At 65.2% G+C, this 19082-nt stretch carries 17 protein-coding genes; 8 read left to right on the top strand and 9 right to left on the bottom strand.

Translation table 11 applies throughout. The annotated features are described in order from the left end of the window. Nucleotides 1-2 precede the first annotated feature (2 nt). Complete coding sequence (locus tag PSAL_RS07690; RefSeq protein WP_119838777.1) at nt 3-1238, top strand: HlyD family secretion protein; 1236 nt, start codon at nt 3-5, stop codon at nt 1236-1238. A 73-nt stretch (nt 1239-1311) separates the two neighbouring features. Here PSAL_RS07690 and PSAL_RS07685 read toward each other — a convergent pair whose 3' ends face one another. The 4 genes from PSAL_RS07685 to PSAL_RS07670 all read right to left on the bottom strand — a co-directional run bounded on the left by PSAL_RS07685 (nt 1312) and on the right by PSAL_RS07670 (nt 6134). Then, the gene (locus PSAL_RS07685) at nt 1312-2889 is read right to left on the bottom strand and encodes a GTPase family protein (protein WP_119838778.1); all 1578 of its coding nucleotides are present in this window, start codon (nt 2887-2889) and stop codon (nt 1312-1314) included. Beyond that, nucleotides 2882-4075: a YcjF family protein gene (locus PSAL_RS07680; protein ID WP_196222753.1), complete on the bottom strand. Its 1194-nt coding sequence runs from the start codon at nt 4073-4075 to the stop codon at nt 2882-2884. Before PSAL_RS07680 ends, PSAL_RS07685 begins: the two co-directional genes overlap by 8 nt. A 230-nt stretch (nt 4076-4305) precedes the next feature. Then, nucleotides 4306-5157 (bottom strand): sugar phosphate isomerase/epimerase family protein, encoded by an 852-nt coding sequence (locus PSAL_RS07675; protein ID WP_231388647.1) that lies wholly within the window; start codon nt 5155-5157, stop codon nt 4306-4308. Beyond that, nucleotides 5154-6134, bottom strand: a complete 981-nt coding sequence (locus tag PSAL_RS07670; protein ID WP_119838780.1) for a fatty acid desaturase — start codon at nt 6132-6134, stop codon at nt 5154-5156. Before PSAL_RS07670 ends, PSAL_RS07675 begins: the two co-directional genes overlap by 4 nt. A gap of 147 nt (nt 6135-6281) precedes the next feature. On the opposite strand from PSAL_RS07670, the gene PSAL_RS07665 reads away from it, so the two are divergent. After that, a complete protein-coding gene (locus PSAL_RS07665; protein WP_196222754.1) occupies nt 6282-7136 on the top strand; it encodes a LysR substrate-binding domain-containing protein in 855 nt (284 codons plus the stop codon). 7 nt (nt 7137-7143) lie between these two features. Here PSAL_RS07665 and PSAL_RS07660 read toward each other — a convergent pair whose 3' ends face one another. Beyond that, the gene (locus tag PSAL_RS07660; RefSeq protein WP_119838782.1) at nt 7144-8508 is read right to left on the bottom strand and encodes an FAD-binding oxidoreductase; all 1365 of its coding nucleotides are present in this window, start codon (nt 8506-8508) and stop codon (nt 7144-7146) included. A gap of 111 nt (nt 8509-8619) precedes the next feature. On the opposite strand from PSAL_RS07660, the gene PSAL_RS07655 reads away from it, so the two are divergent. The 6 genes from PSAL_RS07655 to PSAL_RS07630 all read left to right on the top strand — a co-directional run bounded on the left by PSAL_RS07655 (nt 8620) and on the right by PSAL_RS07630 (nt 15062). Then, a complete protein-coding gene (locus PSAL_RS07655) occupies nt 8620-9513 on the top strand; it encodes a LysR substrate-binding domain-containing protein (RefSeq protein ID WP_119838783.1) in 894 nt (297 codons plus the stop codon). A gap of 120 nt (nt 9514-9633) precedes the next feature. Then, entirely contained in the window at nt 9634-10683 is a 1050-nt protein-coding gene (locus tag PSAL_RS07650) for an ABC transporter ATP-binding protein (protein WP_231388646.1), read from the top strand. A gap of 24 nt (nt 10684-10707) precedes the next feature. After that, on the top strand, nt 10708-11820 hold the full coding sequence (locus tag PSAL_RS07645; protein ID WP_119838785.1) for an ABC transporter substrate-binding protein: 1113 nt from the start codon (nt 10708-10710) through the stop codon (nt 11818-11820). 58 nt (nt 11821-11878) lie between these two features. Then, complete coding sequence (locus PSAL_RS07640; RefSeq protein WP_119838786.1) at nt 11879-12673, top strand: ABC transporter permease; 795 nt, start codon at nt 11879-11881, stop codon at nt 12671-12673. Further along, entirely contained in the window at nt 12670-13479 is an 810-nt protein-coding gene (locus tag PSAL_RS07635) for an ABC transporter permease (RefSeq protein WP_119838787.1), read from the top strand. Before PSAL_RS07640 ends, PSAL_RS07635 begins: the two co-directional genes overlap by 4 nt. Next, nucleotides 13476-15062 (top strand): 5-guanidino-2-oxopentanoate decarboxylase, encoded by a 1587-nt coding sequence (locus PSAL_RS07630; RefSeq protein ID WP_119838788.1) that lies wholly within the window; start codon nt 13476-13478, stop codon nt 15060-15062. Before PSAL_RS07635 ends, PSAL_RS07630 begins: the two co-directional genes overlap by 4 nt. 69 nt (nt 15063-15131) lie before the next feature. Here the strand turns inward: PSAL_RS07630 and PSAL_RS07625 are convergent, their stop codons facing one another. The 4 genes from PSAL_RS07625 to PSAL_RS07610 are packed head-to-tail and all read right to left on the bottom strand — an operon-like array spanning nt 15132 to nt 19007. Then, nucleotides 15132-16244 (bottom strand): DmpA family aminopeptidase, encoded by a 1113-nt coding sequence (locus PSAL_RS07625; RefSeq protein ID WP_119838789.1) that lies wholly within the window; start codon nt 16242-16244, stop codon nt 15132-15134. Continuing rightward, entirely contained in the window at nt 16241-17059 is an 819-nt protein-coding gene (locus PSAL_RS07620; RefSeq protein WP_119838790.1) for an ABC transporter permease, read from the bottom strand. Before PSAL_RS07620 ends, PSAL_RS07625 begins: the two co-directional genes overlap by 4 nt. Continuing rightward, entirely contained in the window at nt 17056-17946 is an 891-nt protein-coding gene (locus PSAL_RS07615; RefSeq protein WP_119838791.1) for an ABC transporter permease, read from the bottom strand. The genes PSAL_RS07620 and PSAL_RS07615 overlap by 4 nt, the downstream gene beginning before the upstream one ends. Then, entirely contained in the window at nt 17943-19007 is a 1065-nt protein-coding gene (locus PSAL_RS07610) for an ABC transporter ATP-binding protein (RefSeq protein ID WP_119838792.1), read from the bottom strand. The genes PSAL_RS07615 and PSAL_RS07610 overlap by 4 nt, the downstream gene beginning before the upstream one ends. Nucleotides 19008-19082 lie beyond the last annotated feature (75 nt).

Below are 19082 nucleotides of genomic sequence, written 5' to 3'. Positions count from 1 at the left end.
CCATGCTCGAGGCACTTATCTGTTCTCTGGTCTCGCTGCTGCCGGACTATCTTTATCGCCGTTATGCCCAGGGCAAGCGCCTGGGCAAGGAAATCAACATCTATTCGGCCTGGTATGAGCTGCGTTGGGGGCTGACGGTCTGGCTGTTCCTGACCGTCTCGCTGATCACCGTCCTGTTCTACTACCATCCGGCCAGCGTGTCGGTGTCGTCCTACTTCCGGACCGTGACGCTGGTGCCGCAGGTGTCGGGCCGGGTGTCCGAGGTCTACGTCAGCAATGGCCAGCAGGTGAAAGCGGGCGATCCGCTGATCCAGCTTGATGGTCTGCAGCAGGCCGCGCAGGTCGATGCGGCGCGCGCCCTTCTCGCGGAAACCGAGGCGTCGGGCAAACTGGCCGAAACCGCGCTGGCGCAGGCCAGTGCCGGGATCGCCCAGGCCAGCGCCGCGCTGAACCAGTCGCGTCAGGAACTGGAGCGCAACGAGACCCTGCGCGACGAAGGCTCCAGCGCGGTGCGGTTGACGGAAATCGAACGGCTGGAAAACCTGGTCGCGCAGCGGACCGCACAGGTCGAGGCGGCCGAGTTGCAGATGGCCGCGGCACAGCAGCAGTTGGACGATGTCCTGCCCGCCCAGCTTGCCAGTGCGGATGCGCAGCTTGAACTGGCGCTGGCCGAGCAGGACAAGACCCTGATCTCGGCAGGCGTCGATGGCCATATCGAACAGCTTGCCGTGCAGCTTGGCGATTTCGTCAACCCGTTCCTGCGCCCGGCCGGTATCCTGGTGCCCAGCTCGATCGAAAGCCGCCGTTTCCAGGCCGGTTTCAACCAGATCGGCTCGCAGGTCATCCATGAGCATATGGTCGGCGAGATGGCCTGCATCAGCAAACCGCTGGATATCATTCCGGTGGTGGTAACCGATATCCAGAGCGTCATCCCGTCGGGGCAGTTCCGTCCAAGCGACCAGTTGCGCGATCCGCAGGACGATGTGCGCCCCGGCACGGTCACGGTCTACCTCGAGCCGCTTTATGCGGGCGAGGCCGACATGGTGCCGCCGGGCAGCAGCTGTCAGGTGATGCTTTATACCGACAATCACCACCGGCTCGAGACCGAAGACCTGAGCACCGGCAAGCGGATCTTCCTGCATGTGGTGGACACCATCGGTGTCGTCCATGCTGCAGGCCTCAGGATCCGCATGTTCATGACCCCGTTCACCGTGCTGGTCTTCTCCGGCAGTCACTGATCGGCGAAGACGCTGGCCCGATGCGCCCCTTGCGGCGCCTCGGGCCATATGACCGGCTTCCTGGCCCACCTGTCTACTGATCGGGGTCTCTGGCAGCCTGCGTCGCTTTCCGCGCCCCCATTTGCCGTGTGAACCATTTCAGGTTCCGCCCCAGGCTGAGGGCCGAACGGACCGCATCCCCACGCAGATCCAGCACCGAGCGCGCATGGCGGATCCGTGCCCTTTGAACCCGAAGCCCTTCTTCCAACTGCGCCGACAGGGCGCGGTCGACGGCTGTCAGGTTCCAGTCGGGTTGCGCCAGACAGACCGGGATCGGCTGGGGCAGCCCGGTATCCGAGGCGATGGCGGCAACCGCCTGCTGGATGCGGTCCTGCGCAGCGCGGGGCATGACATGTTCGGGGTAGGGCCAGCCCTCGACCAGCCGGTCGGCAAAGGTGGCCAGTGCAATGACCGGGGGCGCGCGCAGCACCGGGTGATCGGCGTATAGCGCCTGCCAGGCTGCCAGCACCCTGCGGTCGATGTCCCGCGCCGGGCGGGACGCGGCCACCAGCCACAGCACGATATCGGCCTCGGCCAGATCACGCAGCATGGCCTCTTGCGCGGAGCCGTCGCCGTCAAGGCCCGGAAGGTCCAGCAGGACACAGGGCAGGCCGGCGATTTCGGTCATATGGGTGGTGGCGCGGTCGGTGGTCGGCGGTGCGTCGGTTTCGGCGGCCTCGACCCCGAGCAGGGCATTGATCAGACTGCTTTTCCCGACGCTGACCTGACCGGCGATGGCGATCCGAAGGGGGGCGTCGGGGGAGGCGCCGCGGCTTTGATCATAAGCGCCTTCCTCGGAAAGGTGATGCAGGATCTCTGCGTCCGACAGGCGCAGGCGTCCGGAGTACAGTTCGACTGCGGACCGGGCGAGTTCCTCGAACAAGGCGACCTGCAGGATCACCTGGGTTTCATCGCGCAGCATCCGGCCGAACCCGCTGGAGACCAGTTCACCGGCCTCGCGCAGGACCGCGCCGGGCGGGTTCAACACGGCGCGCAGGACGCGCCAGCCGGTATAGCCATGGCCGAACAATTGCCGCGCTCTCGCCTGATGGCGGGCGGCCCAGAACACGAGCCGGACCGAGACATGATCGGCCAGCGGCAGACGCCGTCGCAGGGTATCGCGCAGCCTTCCCGAGACCTGTTCGATCAGCAGCAGTGCTTCGGGGATCGTGAAATCCAGCGGTGTCTTGCCCCGCTTGCCCGCCCGGGTCGAGGCCGCGGCAATGGTCTCAAGCAGTTCCAGACCGAAGGGCTGATAGGCGTCAAGGGGCAGGGGGTCGCCCAGCCGGTCGGCAATCAGGGCCTGAGCAGTGGCAAAGGCCCTGCGTTCATTGTCGCTCCAGCCGGGGTCGGGGGGCAATTGCGGCCGCGCCCCGGTCGAGGCCGGCTCGGCGCGGGCCAGACGGCGGCTGTGCAGCCATTGCAGCAGCCGCATCAGCACGGCGAGCGCCAGCACGAGGCCCACCGTCACCACGGCATAGATCAGCAGAAAACCCTGTTGGAACAGCCATACCGCCCCCAGCACGATCAGCAGCGCCACGGGCAGAACCAGAATGAACGCCGGTCCCAGCACGCGCCAGCGCAGCAGCAGGGACAGGATCCGGTCAAGCATCCGGCGATGTGTCCCCGGTCTTGCCATCCCGCGTCGCGGCGCGTCTTGCCCGGATGGCCTGCGTCGCGGCGCGTCTTGCCTTTGTGGCCCGTGAAGGTGCGCGGTTCGCGCGCGCATCATGCGGCGTTGCCCGCTTCATTGCGGCGGCAAAGACCTCACGCACGCGGCTTGGGGGCGGGGTTTCGCCCCGCGCGGTCCAGAACAGGTAGTAGGCCGCGGCACGGCCAATCGCATAGGTCGCGGCAAAGGTCAGCGTCGAGGCCAATGCCGCCCCCGCCGTCTGTCCGAAGATCGGGATCACCTTGCCCACCTGCCGCGCCCCGACGCCAAGCGCGAAGCGTGCGCCGATCCCGGCCCCGAGGGCCGCGACAAAGGTCTTCAGCGCCGCGCGGGTCATCGGGTAGCCGTAATGCGCCCCAAGTTCGCGCAGCATGTTCACCTGCACCCCGGTCGAGGCGACCAGCCCCAGCGCCGGGATGGTATCCGACGCGCTGGCAATCCCGGCGTGATAAAGCACCCGGTGGCGAATGTCCTCATAGGCGCGGGCTTCGGCACCGCGGCCCTGTTCGCGGCGCAGCAGCAGGCCCGCGGCGGGCAGGATCTGGTCGATGGCGTCGCGCAGATCCTCAAGTCCTTCGGGATCGGACGCTTCAGTTCTGATGATGTCCGAGGGCAGCGCCAGGATGACACTGGGAAGCTCGGTTCCCGCAGCCTTCTCCAAACGGCGCTGCGTCGTGGCGCGGGCCCGGTCGCGGGCGGCGGCATCGGGGATCAGGTCGGCGCCGGTATGCACCACCAGCAGCGGCACGCGCCGACGCCCCGATGTAACACGGCCGAGGGCCTGCGCGACCTCTCCCTGTACCTGATCGTCGAGGCGGGCGACGATAAGCACCGCATGGCTGTGGCCTTCGCAGAACGCCAGATCCCCGGCCGGATCATACCCCGCCTCGCCGAGGCCCCGCGTGTCGAGAAAGCTCAGCAGCGGTTCATCGGCCGGATAATCGAAGCGACGCGAGGTCTGGGTGCAGGAGGTGAAACCATTGCCGATCTCGACGCGGTCAAGCCCGGTCAGGGCCCGGATGAGAGAGCTTTTCCCGGCCCCCGTCTTGCCCAGAAGCCAAAGCACGGGCACATCGCGCACCACCTTTTCGGCGGTGGCCGTTTCGCTGTCATGTGCGTCTGGCATCAGGCTGGTCCTATGGGCTGTCGATGTCGGGGCAGGACCCCATCTCAGGACCAACGCGGCAGCCCCGGTCGCGTTCCCTTCAAGATCACGATGATCTTTCCGCCTCGGGCCCCGGTATTGCAAGGGGGCACGCGCGCTGGGGCAGCGCGCGCACATGAAAACGGCCGCCGCTTTGATGAAAAAGCAGCGACCGTTCTGGCGGTGGACCTTCCCGGGAAGACGTGGGGGCGCTAAACGCGCTCAGCCGCCTCAAGCCCGGCCCAGATCTCTTCCACCCAGCCCTTGATCGTCAGGGCCTCGTCCCAGCGGTTCGACATCTCGCGCCCATCCGGGCCGGTGATGGCGTAATCGGGCGGGCCAAGTTCGCACAGATAGACGCAGCTTCCCTCGTCGTTTCGCGCCCGCCATGAGGCCAGCCCCTCTGCCCACCAGTCCCTAAACAGGTCGACCCACTTGGCATTCTGCGGGAACTCAAGCTGAAGCTGCACCTGCTGTCGCCCCGCGACCCGGCCCTGAAAGCTGTCGGAGCGTGCAAGGATGCGGCTCATGTGCTGCATTTCGCGCTCCGGGATCGGCAAGGTCATTTCCCGGCCCACGACATAATGCGACAGGTCCGCGCAAAGCCGCATCTCGGGCACCGCGTCCAGCAGGCAGAGCGTTGCGTAAAGGTCATTGGTGATGCAGTTGCGATGGGTCTCGAAGAGGATCGGCATGCCTTCCTCTTCGGACATGGCGATCCAGGCGCGGATGACCGGGATCATGCCTGCGACCGTCAAGGGCATCACCTGCCCGATCACCACGACGAAGGGCGCGTCATGCTTTTTCGCGAGGCGCAGCACCGGGCGGAGGGACTCGATGGTCTTGGGAAAATCGACCAGGAAGGGCCGCAGCCCGGCGCGCGACATCATCGGCAGGATGCGATGGATATCCTCGGCCGAGGTGGCCCCGAAATCCAGCGCCATGCCGCGATAGCCCGCATCCGCCACCATGTCGACGACCTGCTCATAGGGCAGCTTTACCCCCGTCGGATCATGCGGTTGCATGGCCCAGAGCGAGGTATAGACATCCAGAGACCGGCTCATTCCGCGGGCATCCGCAGGCTGCGGCCGGCGTGGGGGATCACCCAGACCTCGTTCATCGGGTACTGGCTTTCGTCCTTCTGGCGCAGCTTGCCGATCACCTCGATCTGGAATTCAATCCAGCCCATGCGCCAGACCTCGCCGGCCTTGTCCTCGATCTTGCTGTTCAGCTCGCGCAGCTTCCAGAAGGGCACGGACGGAAAGGTGTGATGCGCTGTGTGATAGGGCATCTGCCAGCAAAGCCAGCGCATCACCGCGTTGGTCCGGGTCGAACGGGTGTTTTCCAGGATGTTGTCTTCGTGGCTGAGGCCGAGGTGTTCGATGGTGTTCTGCAACTGATGCACGGGCTTGGTCAGCAGCATCGGCAGGATCCAGAAGGTCGCCCAGGCCCAGCTTCCGAAGGCCAGCGAGGCAAGGATGATGGCACCGTACAGCACCACATGGATGCGGGCTTCGCGGATGATCTTGGCTTCTTCATCGGGGCGGATATAGGGTTCGATGATCACGCCACGGGCGCGTCGCACCAGCCCGACAAAGCGGTTGCGCCAATAGCTGACCCCGACCAGCCACAGCAGGTAGCTGTGCAGCGTGTAGGGTTCGCGCACCAACTCGCCGTCGCGGTTCCAGTCCTGGGTCCACTTGTGGTGGGCGAAATGCATGACCTGATCGAAATCGCGCGGAAAGATCATCAGGAAGCCGATGATGCGGCCCCAGATCTCGTTCAGCTTGCGATTGGCAAAGACGGTGGAATGGGACAGCTCGTGCTGCGCGGCGTAAAGAAAATTCAGCAGGACCCCCAGCACGAAGCCGGTCAGCAGCACCCACCAGGTGCCCATCACCATCGCATGGGCAATACCGGCCAGCACGATGGCCCCGATGTGGCTGCCCATCTGCAGCCAGCCGCGCAGATCCGAGCGTTGGTTAAGATACTTCAGCTCCTGCGGTTCAAGCAGCTTGCGGCGTGAAAAACTGGCTTCCATCCTGGTCTCTTCCTGTTGATGTCATCGGGGGATCCGGCAGTTCGGCTTCTGATGGGCAGATTGTGCCGGTTGGGATCGCGCCCATCTTAATCATGAAATATTTTCATGACTATTGACATTTTCGTCGCTGAACGGTGCAGTATTTGCATGAATATTCCGCCCCTCGCCGCATTGGAAGCCCTCGACGCCCTTGAACGGGCCGGGACCCTGCGCGCCGCCGCCGGGGCCGTGAACCTGAGCCAGAGCGCGGTCAGTCACAAGCTGAAGGCCCTTGAGGCGCGGTTGGGGTTTGCCCTGACCGAAACGCGGGGGCGCGGGATCGTGCTGACCGGCGAGGCGCGGCGATATGTGGCTGCCGTGCGCCCGGCGCTGGCGCTGTTGCGGGACGCGCATCGCGGGGTCGGGGCAACGCGGGGCGCACTGGACGTGGCCGTGTCCTCTGGTCTGGCGGCGACCTGGCTGGCGCCCCGCCTGCGCCGGTTCCTGAACCTGTATCCGGAGATTTCGCTGACCCTGACCAGCCTCGCCTCGGGCGAGGAGGTGCCGGACTGCGATCTGTGGATCAGCTTTACAGAAACCCCGCCCAAGACGGCGGAACTGCTGCTTGCCGTCGCCTTCTTTCCTGTCTGTAGCCCGGATTTCCTTTATGATGCCGGGGGTTTGACGCCGGATGATCTGAGCGCGGACATGCTGATGCATCTTGATGATCGCTCTGACTGGGCGCGTTGGTTGCAGGTCGCCGGGCCTGCTTGGGCGCCACGGGGCGGGGGGCTGAGGTTTACCGGGCTGCTGGCCATGTATGCTGCTGCCGAGGCGGGGCTGGGCATCTGTCTGGGCGACAGCCTGACCTGTGCGCGCTCGCTGAGTTCAGGGCGGCTGGTGCGGCCTTTTGAGGAAGAGATGCCGGCCCCTGCGGGCTACTGGATCACCCCTCCGCCGGGCGGGTTGACGGCGCCCGCTGCGGCCTTTGCCGCCTGGATCAAACAGGAAATGGCGGGCTGAAGCCCGGTCAGAAGACCTTGCCGGGGTTCAGCAGGCCCCCGGGGTCGAAGGCCGCCTTGATCCGGCGCATCAGGGCGATTTCATCGGCGCTGCGGGAATGCTCCAACCAGTCGCGTTTCAGGGTGCCGATGCCATGTTCGGCAGAAATCGCGCCGCCTCGGGCGCGGATGCCTCCATAGATCGCGGCCTCCATCCCGTGCAGGCCTGCGGCATCGGCGCCGGGGGCATGCAGCACCGCATGCAGGTTTCCATCCGCCATATGACCAAAGAAATGCACGGCAGCGCCTGCGTCGATATTCCCGATAGCGGCGGTGGTTTCGGCGACATAGGCGGCCATCTCTCCGATCGGCAGGCTGACGTCGAAATTCATCAGGCCGGGCAGGGCGGCGTCGATCCGGTGGCCTTCGCGCAGCGCCCAGAAGGTCTGCGCCTCGGCCAACGACTGGGCCAGAAGGGCGTCCACTATCAGACCATCTTCGAAAGCGGTTTCAAGGAAATTTTCCAGCGGGCATTCGGCCTCGATCAGCACGGCAAGGCCCGGAGTTTCGTCGAAAAGCCGGGTCTGTTCCAGCCCTTCGACCAGTGTCAGGTAGCTGGGCCACATGGTTTCGAAGGCCTGAAGGGGCAGGGCTTCGCGGGCGCGGCGCAGCAGGTCCGGCGCGGCCTCGGGGCTGGGCAGGGCGCAGATTGCGCTGTGAATGGGGGCCGGTTGCGGCGCCAGGCGAAACACGGCGCGGGTCACCACGGCCAGCGTCCCTTCGGAGCCAAGGATCACCTGTTTCAGGTCCAGCCCGGTGTTGTCCTTTACCGCCTCGTTCAGATGGCTCAGCACCGTGCCATCGGCCAGCACGACCTCGAGCCCCAGCAGGTTGTCCCGCGTCGTGCCATAGCGCAGCACCCTCAGCCCGCCCGCATTTGTGGCGATCAGCCCGCCGATCTGGCAACTGCCGCGGGCGCCGAGATCGATGGGAAACAGGGCACCTGCGGCTTCGGCTTGTTGCTGGGCCTGTTGCAGGATCGTGCCGGCGCGCAGGGTGATCGTGCCAGCGGTGGCGTCCAGCGCCTCGACCCCATGAAAGCGCGCCATCGACAGGGCGACCTGTCCCTTGCCGGGATTGGCAGCGCCTGCCAGCCCGGTCATGCCGCCCTGGGGCACGATGCACAGCCCGGCGGCAGAGCAAATCGCCAGCGCTTGCGAAACCTCTTCGACCGAAGCCGGGCGCAACAGCGCTACCGGACCCTGCTGGCCCGTCATGCTCGCGTCACTGCGACAGGCGGCGGGGATCTGGTCGCCGGTCATGCATCCGGCGGTGCCCAGAAGGGCTGCAAGACGGGATAGAGCCTCCGAAGGAGGGGCAGTATTGGTGGTCATGAGGCTCCTTCCGCCCGGGGGCGCCGCGAGACCGCGGAAAATCAATGCATGGGTTGCGTGACAAACGAATTTGTTCACCATTGAGGGCAGGATTGGCAAGAGGGAAGCGCAATGCGGCGGACTCCATCGACACAGGCGCTGAGGGCCCTGGAAAGTTTCGCACGGCTCGGCACCGTCTGGCAGGCGGCCGAAGACCTGCACCTGACCAAAAGCGCGGTCACCCACCAGTTGCGCCTGTTGGAACGCGACCTGGGTTTTCCGATGCTGAACAGGGCAGGGGCGCGGCTGGAACTCACTCCCCTGGGGCGCGGGTTCGCCCGCGATATCCGCAAGGCGCTGGACCTTATTTCCGCCGCCGCCGCGCGGTCCGGCACACAGGGCGTCAGCGGTGAAATGACGTTAAGCTGCCCGCCCGGCATCGCCAGCAACTGGCTTTGCACCTTCATCGACGGGTTTGCGCAGGCCTATCCGGATGTGATCCTGAACATCACCACACCACGCCGCCTGAATGATGTCAGCAACCCCGAAGCAGATGTCTTTATTGCCTTCGGGCGCGAATTTCCCGGGGATGTGGACGTGGAATTGTTGCAACGCATCGACTTCACGCCGGTCTGCAGCCCGGCCTACCTGAACCGCCACGACGGCTTTGCGGATCTGCGCAGCCTGCAAAAGGCGACACTGCTGCATCTGGATGCCATCAATGAATGGGTGGATTGGATGCGTCTCGTCGGCATGGGCCCGGAAACCGCGCAGCATGGAATCCGCTTTACGGACATGAACCTGGTTTACTCGGCGGCTCTGGCCGGGCAGGGCGTCGCGCTTGGTGATGAATTTGTGTGCGGAGAGGCCCTGGCCCGGGGCGCCCTTGTCCGGCCCTTCGACGTCTCGTTGCCGACGGAAAGCGCCTATTATCTTGTCACCCCGTCGGATCGGGCGGAAAATTCTGTCGTTGCCACTTTCCTCGGCTGGTTGCGGGGCGCCCTGCGCAACCGTTACGCGGAATGAAAACTTCTGCCTGCGTGGCAAATTTTGTTTGTTCTGAGGATCAAGAAGTTTCGTTTGTCACTTTGCTGCCCTGCGGTCCTAATGGCTCGAAGCAGATCGACCAAACGGGAATTTGACCACGTGAGCATTCAGGCGGCCGCCATCGAAGCCCTGTCCATCGGCAAGGACTTCGGAGATTTCACCGCCCTCGACGCCGTGTCGATGCGGATCGAGCCGGGGGAATTCGTCACCCTTCTGGGGCCTTCGGGGTCGGGCAAGACGACCTTTCTGATGATCCTCGCCGGGTTCGTCGATGCGACACGCGGCAAGCTGCTGGTCGAGGGAATCGACCGCAGCAACAGCCCCGCCGAGGCGCGCGGTTTCGGCATGGTCTTCCAAGGCTACGCATTGTTCCCGCATATGAGCGTCGAGGACAATATTGCCTTTCCGCTGAAGGTGCAGAAACGCTCGGCCGCGCAGATCCGTGCGCGGGTGGCCGAGATGATCGAGATGGTCGGCCTCTCCGGGCACGGCCACAAGAAGCCATCGGGCCTGTCGGGCGGTCAACAGCAGCGCGTCGCCCTGGCCCGCGCGCTGGCCTATGAACCACCTGTTCTGCTGCTGGATGAACCCTTTTCGGCGCTCGACAAGAACCTGCGCGGCCAGATGCAGGACGAGTTGCGCCGCATCCACCGCCAGATGGGCACCAGCTTCGTCTTTGTCACCCATGACCAGAGCGAGGCCCTGGCGCTGTCGTCCCGCGTTGCCATCTTCGAGGCCGGACGCCTGCAACAGATGGGGGCGCCGCAGCAGGTCTATGACCGCCCCGCGAACCGTTTCGTGGCCGAGTTTCTGGGCGATATCAACATCTTCCCTGCCGCATTCAGTGGCGCGCAGGCGCAGGTCGCCGGACAGGCGCTGGCCCTGTCGGAGGCCGCTCCGAAGGGGGCGGCGCACCTGGCCGTGCGTCCCGAACACATGAAGCTGCTGACCGCGCCGCAGCCCGGCGCCATCGCCTGCCGGGTCAGCGACCGCGTCTACATGGGCGCCGTCACGCGCCTGCAGCTGGACACCGATCCCGCCGGAACGCCGGTGGTGATGGACATGCCGACAGCCCAATTGCCTGACCTTGCCGAACCCGGACGCCAGATCTGGGTCAGCTGGGATCGGGCCGACAGCCTCGTTTTCTGAGGCCAAACAGAGAGGAACCACCAGATGAATTCCCATTTCCGCAAGGACCAGGCGCTGATCCTGGCCGAACGCCTGAAAACCGGCAAGATGTCGCGCCGCAGCTTCGTGCAGGGCATGTCCCTGCTGGCGGGCACATCGGCGCTTGGCCTGAACGCCGGGGCCGCGCTGGCCGATACCGAAGAGATGATCTTCGTCAACTGGGGCGGTGACGCGATCGACGCCATGGCCGAAGCCTTTGGCGACAGCTTCACCGAGGAAACCGGCATCGTGATCCGCTATGACGGCACCGGCCCGACCGAAGGCGCGATCACCGCACAGGCCGAAGGCGGCAGCCCGACCTGGGACATGGTGGATTGCGATCCCTTCTCGGGGCAGGCGCTTGGCCACAAGGGGCTGATGCGCAAGATCGACTGGAATATCGTCGATCCGGGCAAGATCCGCGACGGCTTCCAGTGGGACTATGCCGCAAGCAGCTATTTCTACAGCTACATCATCGCCTGGGACAGCACCAAGTATGACGAGGCGCCGACCTCGATGGCGGACTTCTTCGACACCGACAAGTTCCCCGGCAAGCGGTCCATGTACAAATGGGGCGTCGGAATGTGGGAAGCGGCGCTGCTGGCCGATGGTGTCGCGCCTGAGGACCTCTATCCGCTCGACCTTGACCGGGCACATGCCAAGATCGACGCCTTCAAGGACCACGTGGCAGCCTATTGGGGCGGTGGCGCCGAAAGCCAGTCGCTGCTGCTGAACGGCGATGTTTCCATGGCGCTGATCTGGAGCACCCGTGCTTCGCTTCTGGACAAGGACACTGAGGGCGAGATCAAGATGACCTGGGCCGAAGGCATCGTCGCGCCCGGTTCGACCGGCGTGCTGGCGAACAACCCCGGCGGCGAAGAGGCGGCGATGAAATACATCGCCTCGACCCAGGATCCGGCCAAGCAGGTCAAGCTGTTCGAACTTCTCGGCAATGGTCCGGCCAACCCGGAAGCGGATGCCCTGGTCCCGGACGAGGACAAGAAATACAACCCCGTCGATCCGGCCAACTTTGTCCAGCAGATCCCGCTGGACATGGAGTGGTACGAGGAAAACTACGGTGCCGCACTGGATACCTATCTCGGTGTGATTTCTTCCTGATCCCTTCAAGGTTTCGCCGCGGGTACGCCCGCGGCGAAGAGGTGCTGCCTTGCGTTACATGCTGCTTGCCCCGCTGACCCTGTTCCTGCTGGCTGCCTATCTGGTGCCGCTGGCCGGTATCCTGTGGCTGAGCGTCACCGATCCCGAGCCCGGCCTGGGCAATTACACCAAGGCCCTGGGCGATCCGATGGTCTGGGGCGTGCTCTGGCAGACCGCGCGGGTCTGTCTGGCTTCGTCGGTGATCTCGGTCCTTTGTGCCTATCCGATTACCCTGCTTTGGGTGCGGGGATCGCGGGGCACGCGGCTGCTGGTCGAATTGTGCATCATGATCCCCTTCTGGCTGTCGGTGCTGGCGCGGTCCTTCGGCTGGCTGTCGCTGCTGTCGAACCGGGGGCTGGCCAATACGATCCTGCAGAATATCGGGCTGATCAGCGAACCGCTGACCATGACCCGCAACGAATTCGGGGTGATCATGGGCATGGTCCAGTTCCTGATCCCCTTCGCGGTCTTCCCGCTGGCCAGCACCATGCGCGAGGTCGATGACCGCGCGCTGATGGCGGCCCGAGGCATGGGGGCGTCGCGCCTGCGGGTGTTCTGGCAGGTCTTCGTGCCCATGACCCGCAGCGGGATCACCGGCGCGACGCTGCTGGTCTTTGTCTTCTCGCTGGGCTTCTACATCATCCCCGCACTGCTTGGCGGGGGCCGCACGGTCATGATCGCCGAACTGATCTACCTGCGGATCTTCCAGATCCCCGACTGGGGTCTGGCGGCTGCGCTGTCGACGATGATCATGATCGGCGTCGGAGGCTTCCTCGTCGTGCTGATCCGCCGCTCGGGGGTGACAAGAACATGACCAGGTATCGCCCCGGACCTGTGACGGCCGTGCTGGGTGCGCTCGTCTCGGTCTTTCTGCTGCTGCCGCTGCTGGCGGTGGTGCCGGTCAGCTTTACGCCGAAACGCTATCTCAGCGTGCCGCAGGGCGAATGGTCGCTGCGCCACTACGAAAGCCTGCTGACCAATTCCGACTGGCTGGAAAGCGCGCTTTTGTCCTTGCAGGTCGGGCTGGCGGCGGCGGGTCTGGCGACGCTGCTGGCGCTGTCATTTACCCTTGGGCTTTGGATGAACCGGCCGCGTTTCGGCGGGATGCTGGCGGGGATCGCGCTATTGCCGATGGTCGCGCCGCCGGTGGTTTCGGCGCTGACCCTGTATTATTTCCTGCGCAAGGTGACCGAATGGAACAGCCTGATCGTCTATGACGGCTGGCTCGGCGTGGCCGTGGCCCATGCGGTGATGGTCGTGCCCTATGGCGTGGTCATCCTGATGGTCGCCCTGTCACAGCTTGACCGGCGCATCGACCTTGCGGCGCAATCCATGGGGGCCGGGACCTGGACCCGCATCCGCCATGTGATCCTGCCAAATATCCGCTTCGGCATCGCCGGAGCCTTCCTGCTGAGCTTCGTCCTGTCCTGGGACGAAATCGGCGTGACCCTGTTCATAACCTCGGTGCGCGCGGTCACCCTGCCGCGCCGCATGTGGATGCAATTGCGCGACAATATCGACCCGGCGGTGGCTTCGGTCTCGGTTCTGCTGATAGGGGTGGTGACGCTGGCCATCCTTGGCCGTGCCCTGTTGCAATATCGGAAAGACAAAACAGAATGACCCGCAAACTTGGTACGATCCTGCCCGCGCTGCTGGCTGCACGTGGGGTAGAGATGGTTTTCGGTATCCCCGGCGTCCATACGGTCGAGATGTATCGCGGCCTGCCCGAAAGCGGCATCCGCCACATCACGCCGCGCCATGAACAGGGCGCCGGTTTCATGGCCGATGGCTATGCCCGTGCGGCAGGCAAGCCCGGCGTCTGTTTCATAATTTCCGGCCCAGGCATGACCAATATCATGACCGCCATGGGGCAGGCCTATGGCGACAGCATCCCGATGCTGGTGATCTCGACCGTGATCAACCGCGACCGCATGGGCAAGGGCGAAGGCTGGCTGCACGAGATGCAGCGCCAGAGCGACACGGTCTCCGGTGTTGCCGCCTTCAGCCGCACGGTCCTGTCGCCTGACGAGCTTGAACCGGCGCTGGATGCGGCCTTTGCGGTCTTCACCTCGGCCCGCCCGCGCCCGGTCCATATCGAAATCCCGGTCGATGTGCTGGAAATGGAACTGACGCCCCGCGCCGCCGCGCCGCAGGTTGCGCCCGCGCCCGAACCTTCGGCGGCGTCCCTCGACGCGGCGCTTGTCGCGCTTGAGGGCGCGCATCGTCCGGTGATCCTGGCCGGTGGCGGGGCCCAGGGCGCCGACGTGGTGGCCCTGGCAGAGGCGCTGGATGCGCCGGTTGTGATGACCACCAACGGGCGCGGGCTTTTGCCCCCCGACCATCCGCTGGCCGTACCCTTCAGCCCTTCGTTGCCCGAGGTCCGCGCGATGATCGCCGGGGCCGATGTCGCCCTGGCGCTTGGTACGGAATTCGGCTCGACCGATTACGATTTCAACGAAGACGGCGGCTTTGTCCTGCCCGGGACGCTGATCCGGGTCGATCTTGATCCCGGACAGGTGGCCCATGGTGCCAATGACCGCACGGTGATCGGCCTGCTGGGCGAGGCGGGGGCAACCGCCGCCCGGCTGATCCGGGGCCTGACCCCGCGCAAGGGCGATGGGGCTGCGCGGGCGGCACAGGGTTGCGCCGCGCTTGATGCCTTCACGGCAGCGATGCAATCGGATTTCCGGCTGCTCGGCCAGATCCGCGACCGCCTGCCGGGCGCGCGGATCGTCGGGGACAGCACGCAGATCGTCTATACGGGCAATTCCGGTTTCGCGGCGGCGCAGCCGGGCGGCTATTTCAACTCTGCCACCGGGTTCGGCACGCTGGGCTATGGCCTGCCGGCGGCGATCGGGGCGGCCTTGGCCGATGGCGGCCCGGCCGTGGCGATCACCGGGGATGGCGGGCTGCAATTCTGCCTGGGCGAGCTGACCTCGGCGGTCGAGGCGCAGGCCCGGGTGATCATGTTGCTGCATGACAACCAGGGCTACGGCGAGATCCGCAGCTATATGGAAGGACGCGATATTCCGACCATCGGCGTCGATATCCTGACGCCCGATCTTTGCGCCATAGTTGCCGCCTGCGGCTGGCAGGTAATCCGCGCGGCCGAGACCGGTTTTGCGCAGGCGCTGGAACAGGCCGCCGAGGCCGAGACTCCGGTGATGATCTACCTCGACGAGGTCACGCGCCGCAGTCTTTGACGGGGTGCCGGGCGGGGCTGTCCCGCCCGGTGTCTTGTCGGGGCCGGGATCCATCCCCGGCCACTGGCCTCAGGCGTCTTGCAGCAATTCCATCAGGCGGTCGGTGTCCATCGCCCGGCAGGTGCCTCTGGCGGGGCGGGCAAGCGGCACGTCCTCGGCGGCGCAAAGCGCGTTCAGGACCGCTTCGTCCACCGCTTCGACGGCCGCCAGATAGACCGGGTCGAGCAATTCGTCGTTCAGGCAGGTGAACTGCCGCCAGGGGCCGGATAGCTGCGGCAGGGGCATTTCATTGGCGGTCGAGAAGGCCAGGAAGATGTCGCCGGAATTGTTTCCCCCCGGCGTGCCTCCGCGCCCGATCCCGATCGAGGCGCGCCGCGCCAGCCGCTCCAGCTGACTTGAGGACAGGGGCAGGTCGGTCGCCAGAACCACGATGATCGACCCCTGTTCCTTGATCATGTCGGCAATCCGCGCCTCTGTCATCTGCTGACCGACGGGGCGCCCTGCGATGGTCAGCCAGGGGCGCAGACCGTGATTGGCCTGCACCAGCGCACCGAGCGTAAAGCCCTGGCCGTCGACTTCCAGCAGGCGCGAGGCGGTGCCGGTCCCGCCCTTGAATTCATAGCAGACCATGCCGGCCCCGCCGCCGGAATTGCCTTCGGTGACCGGGCCGGGGCGGGCGGCATCCAGCGCCGCGCGGGCGTCCGCCTCGGTGACGTGCAGGCCGTTGATGTCGTTCAGCAACCCGTCATAGGTCTCGGCCACCACGGGCATGGCCCATAGGTGGTTGTCTTCCCAGATGTCGCCATAGGTTTCGATCATCCAGCGCACTGCGGCCCCATGGCAGGGGCCGATGGCGTGAGAATTGGAAATCAGGATCGGCCCGCTTAGCCAGCCGCCGTCGCGGATCCAATGGGCGCCGGTCATCTCTCCGTTGCCATTCAGACTGAACTGCCCGGCCCAAAGGGGCTTGGGTTCGGGGTCGCGGCCGCGCGGCAGGATCGCCGTCACCCCGGTCTGCACGGGAATGCCGCGGGTGGCGCGGGCGGGATCGCGGGACGACAGGATCTCGGTCATGCCGACCTCGATGCCGGGGACATCGGTGATGGCGTTCAGCGGGCCGGGCGTGCCGGGCAGCGGGATGCCAAGGGCGCGGGCACGAGGTTTGGGGGAAGGCGTGGTCATTTCTGGCGTCTCGATCTGAGGTATAGGCCGATGCCCGCGATCAGGATCGTGAACAGCAGCATCAGGGTCGCGATGGCGTTGATCTCGGGCTTGATGCCACGGCGCAGCATTCCCCAGATATGGATGGGCAGGGTGGTATTGCCGGTGCCGGCGATGAAATAGGTGATGACCAGATCGTCCATCGAGATGATGAAGGCCAGCAGCCAGCCCCCCATGACCCCCGGCGCGATACCGGGCAGGGTCACCTTGCGAAAGGTCTGGCCCGGTGTCGCCCCAAGGTCGGCCGAGGCCTCTTCGACACTGGTGTCGAATTCGGCCAGCCGGGCCGAGACGGTGACGAAGACATAGGAAATCAGGAAGGTCGATTGCCCGATGATGATGGTCAGCATCGACAGGTTCATGCCGATGGTGATGAAGAAGATCAGCAGCGCGATCCCCAGCACGATGTCGGGCATGATCATCGGCACCATCAGCAGCGTGCGGTAAAGCCCCGCCAGCCGGAAGCGATAGCGCGCCACCGCCAACGCGAGTGCCGTGCCAAAGACCGTCGACAGCGCCGAGGTCGACAGCGCGATCACAAGGCTGGTGCGGATCGAAGCATAAAGCTGTGCCGTGCTGTCGATATAGGTGGCGCTTTCGGTGACCGAAGTCTCCAACCCGAAGATCTGGCGATACCAGTCGAAGGTAAAGCCGTCCCAGATCATCATGTTCACCGTGTTGGCGTTGAAGGAATAGACCACCACCAGCAGGATGGGCGCATAGATGAAGACAAGGAAGAGCAGGCCGTAAAGGCCAAGCAGGCGACGCAGGATCATGTCCGGACCTCCCGGCGGGCGCGGGCAAGGCGCAATTGCAGCACAAGCAGGACAAGAACCGCGGCCATGACCATCATCGACAGCGCCGCGCCGAAGGGCCAGTTGCGGGCCGACAGGAACTGCTGTTCGATCAGGTTGCCGATCATCAGCACCTTGGCCCCGCCCAGCACCGAGGGCACGATGAAATTGCCGAGCGCGGGGATGAAGGTGATGATCGCCCCGCCAAGAATTCCCGGCGTGGTCGCGGGCAGGATGACCTTGACGAAGGTCTGCACCCGCGTCGCCCCCAGATCCGCCGAGGCTTCGATCTGGGCCATGTCCAGCTTTTCGATGGCGCCGTAAAGCGGCAGGAACATGAAGGGGATGAAGACATAGGTCATGCCGAGGATGACGGCGAAATCGGTATAGAGGAACTCGACCGGGGCGCGGGTCAGGCCCAGCCCCATCAGGCCCTGGTTCAGGAACCCGGTGGGCCGCAGGATCAGCACCCATGCAAACAGCCGCACGATCAGGCTGACAAAGAACGGCAACGTCACGAGAAAGATCGTGAAATCCCGTCGCGCGGGGCGCATGCGCGCAATCCAGAAGGCCGCCGGATAGCTGATCAGCAAACTGGTCAGCACCGTCAGCCCGGCCAGCCGGATCGAGCGCAGGAAGATCATCAGAAAGACCGGGTCGAACTTTTCATAGCGCGTGTCGGCCCAGCCGAGGATGCGGCCGTAGTTCAGGTGGAAAAAGTTCCAGACCACGCCGCCGTAAAGGCCGGGTTCCAGAAAGCTGTAGATCACCATGATCAGCAGCGGGCAGAAGAAGAAGACCAGCAGGAACAGGGTCGGCCCGCCCAGAAGGGCAATCAGGCTGAGCAATTTGCGGCGGGCAAGGCTCATGCGGGCACCGTGGCGTCGATCAGGTGCAGCCCTTGGGTCGGGGCATGCAGCGTCACCGGCGCACCGATCCTGGGCAGGGCGGGGCCGGACCGCAGCAGCGCCTGCATCGGGCCGAAGTCCGGGCTGTCAAAGGCGATCTGGTGATCCTTGCCGGTATAGAATGTCTCGCGCATCGTGCCTTCGAAGGTCAGGGCGGGACCGGCGGGGGGCGCAAGGCTCAGCGCTTCGGGGCGCAGCAGCAGGGTTGCCGCGCCGGGGGCACGGGGTGCATCGAAGGTCTGACCATCGGACAGGCTGGCGCGGGCGCCGTCCAGGGTCACGGGCAGCAGATTGCTTTCACCAAGGAACTCGGCGGTGAACAGGTTCGCCGGCGTCTGGTAAAGATCGCCGGGCGCGCCGATCTGCTGAATGCGCCCGCCGGCCAGCACCGCGATGCGGTCCGACATGGTCAGCGCCTCTTCCTGGTCATGGGTGACGAAGACGAAACCGATGCCCAGTTCGCGCTGGATCGCCTTCAGCTCCTGCTGCATCTTCTGGCGCAGGTTCTTGTCGAGCGCCGAAAGCGGTTCGTCCAGCAACAGCAGCTTGGGCTGCCCGGCAAGGGCGCGAGCCAGGGCGACGCGTTGCTGCTGTCCGCCCGACAGCTGGCCGATGCTGCGCTTTTCCAGCCCCGACAGGCCGACCAGTTCCAGCAGTTCCGCCACGCGGGCGCGGATCGCGCGCTTGTCCTTGCCCGCCAGTTCCAGCGCATAGCCGACATTGCGGCCAACGCTCATGTGGCCGAACAGGGCGTAGCGTTGAAAGACGGTGTTGACGGGACGGCGATGCGCGGGCTTTTGCGTCACCGCCATGCCGTCGATCAGCACATCGCCCGCATCCAGCGTCTCGAATCCGCTGATGGCGCGTAAAAGGGTGGTCTTGCCACAGCCCGAAGGCCCCAGAAGGGTGACGAATTCGGCGCGCGACAGCTTCAGCGACACATGGTCGAGCGCGGTCATCACGCTGCCTTCGGGCGTTCGGAACGCCTTGCAGGCGTCAATGATCTCTAGCGGAGCGGTCATGGTCTGATGTCCTGTTGCCGGGTCTGTCTCAGGCCGGGCGGGGCGCGGGAAAGATCCCCCGCGCCCCGAAGTGGT

Origin of the sequence: Pseudooceanicola algae (assembly GCF_003590145.2) — a bacterium.
Classification (GTDB): domain Bacteria; phylum Pseudomonadota; class Alphaproteobacteria; order Rhodobacterales; family Rhodobacteraceae; genus Pseudooceanicola; species Pseudooceanicola algae.
The sequence above is the reverse complement of the archived record's forward strand: the minus strand, read 5'-3'. Positions and strand labels throughout refer to the sequence as shown.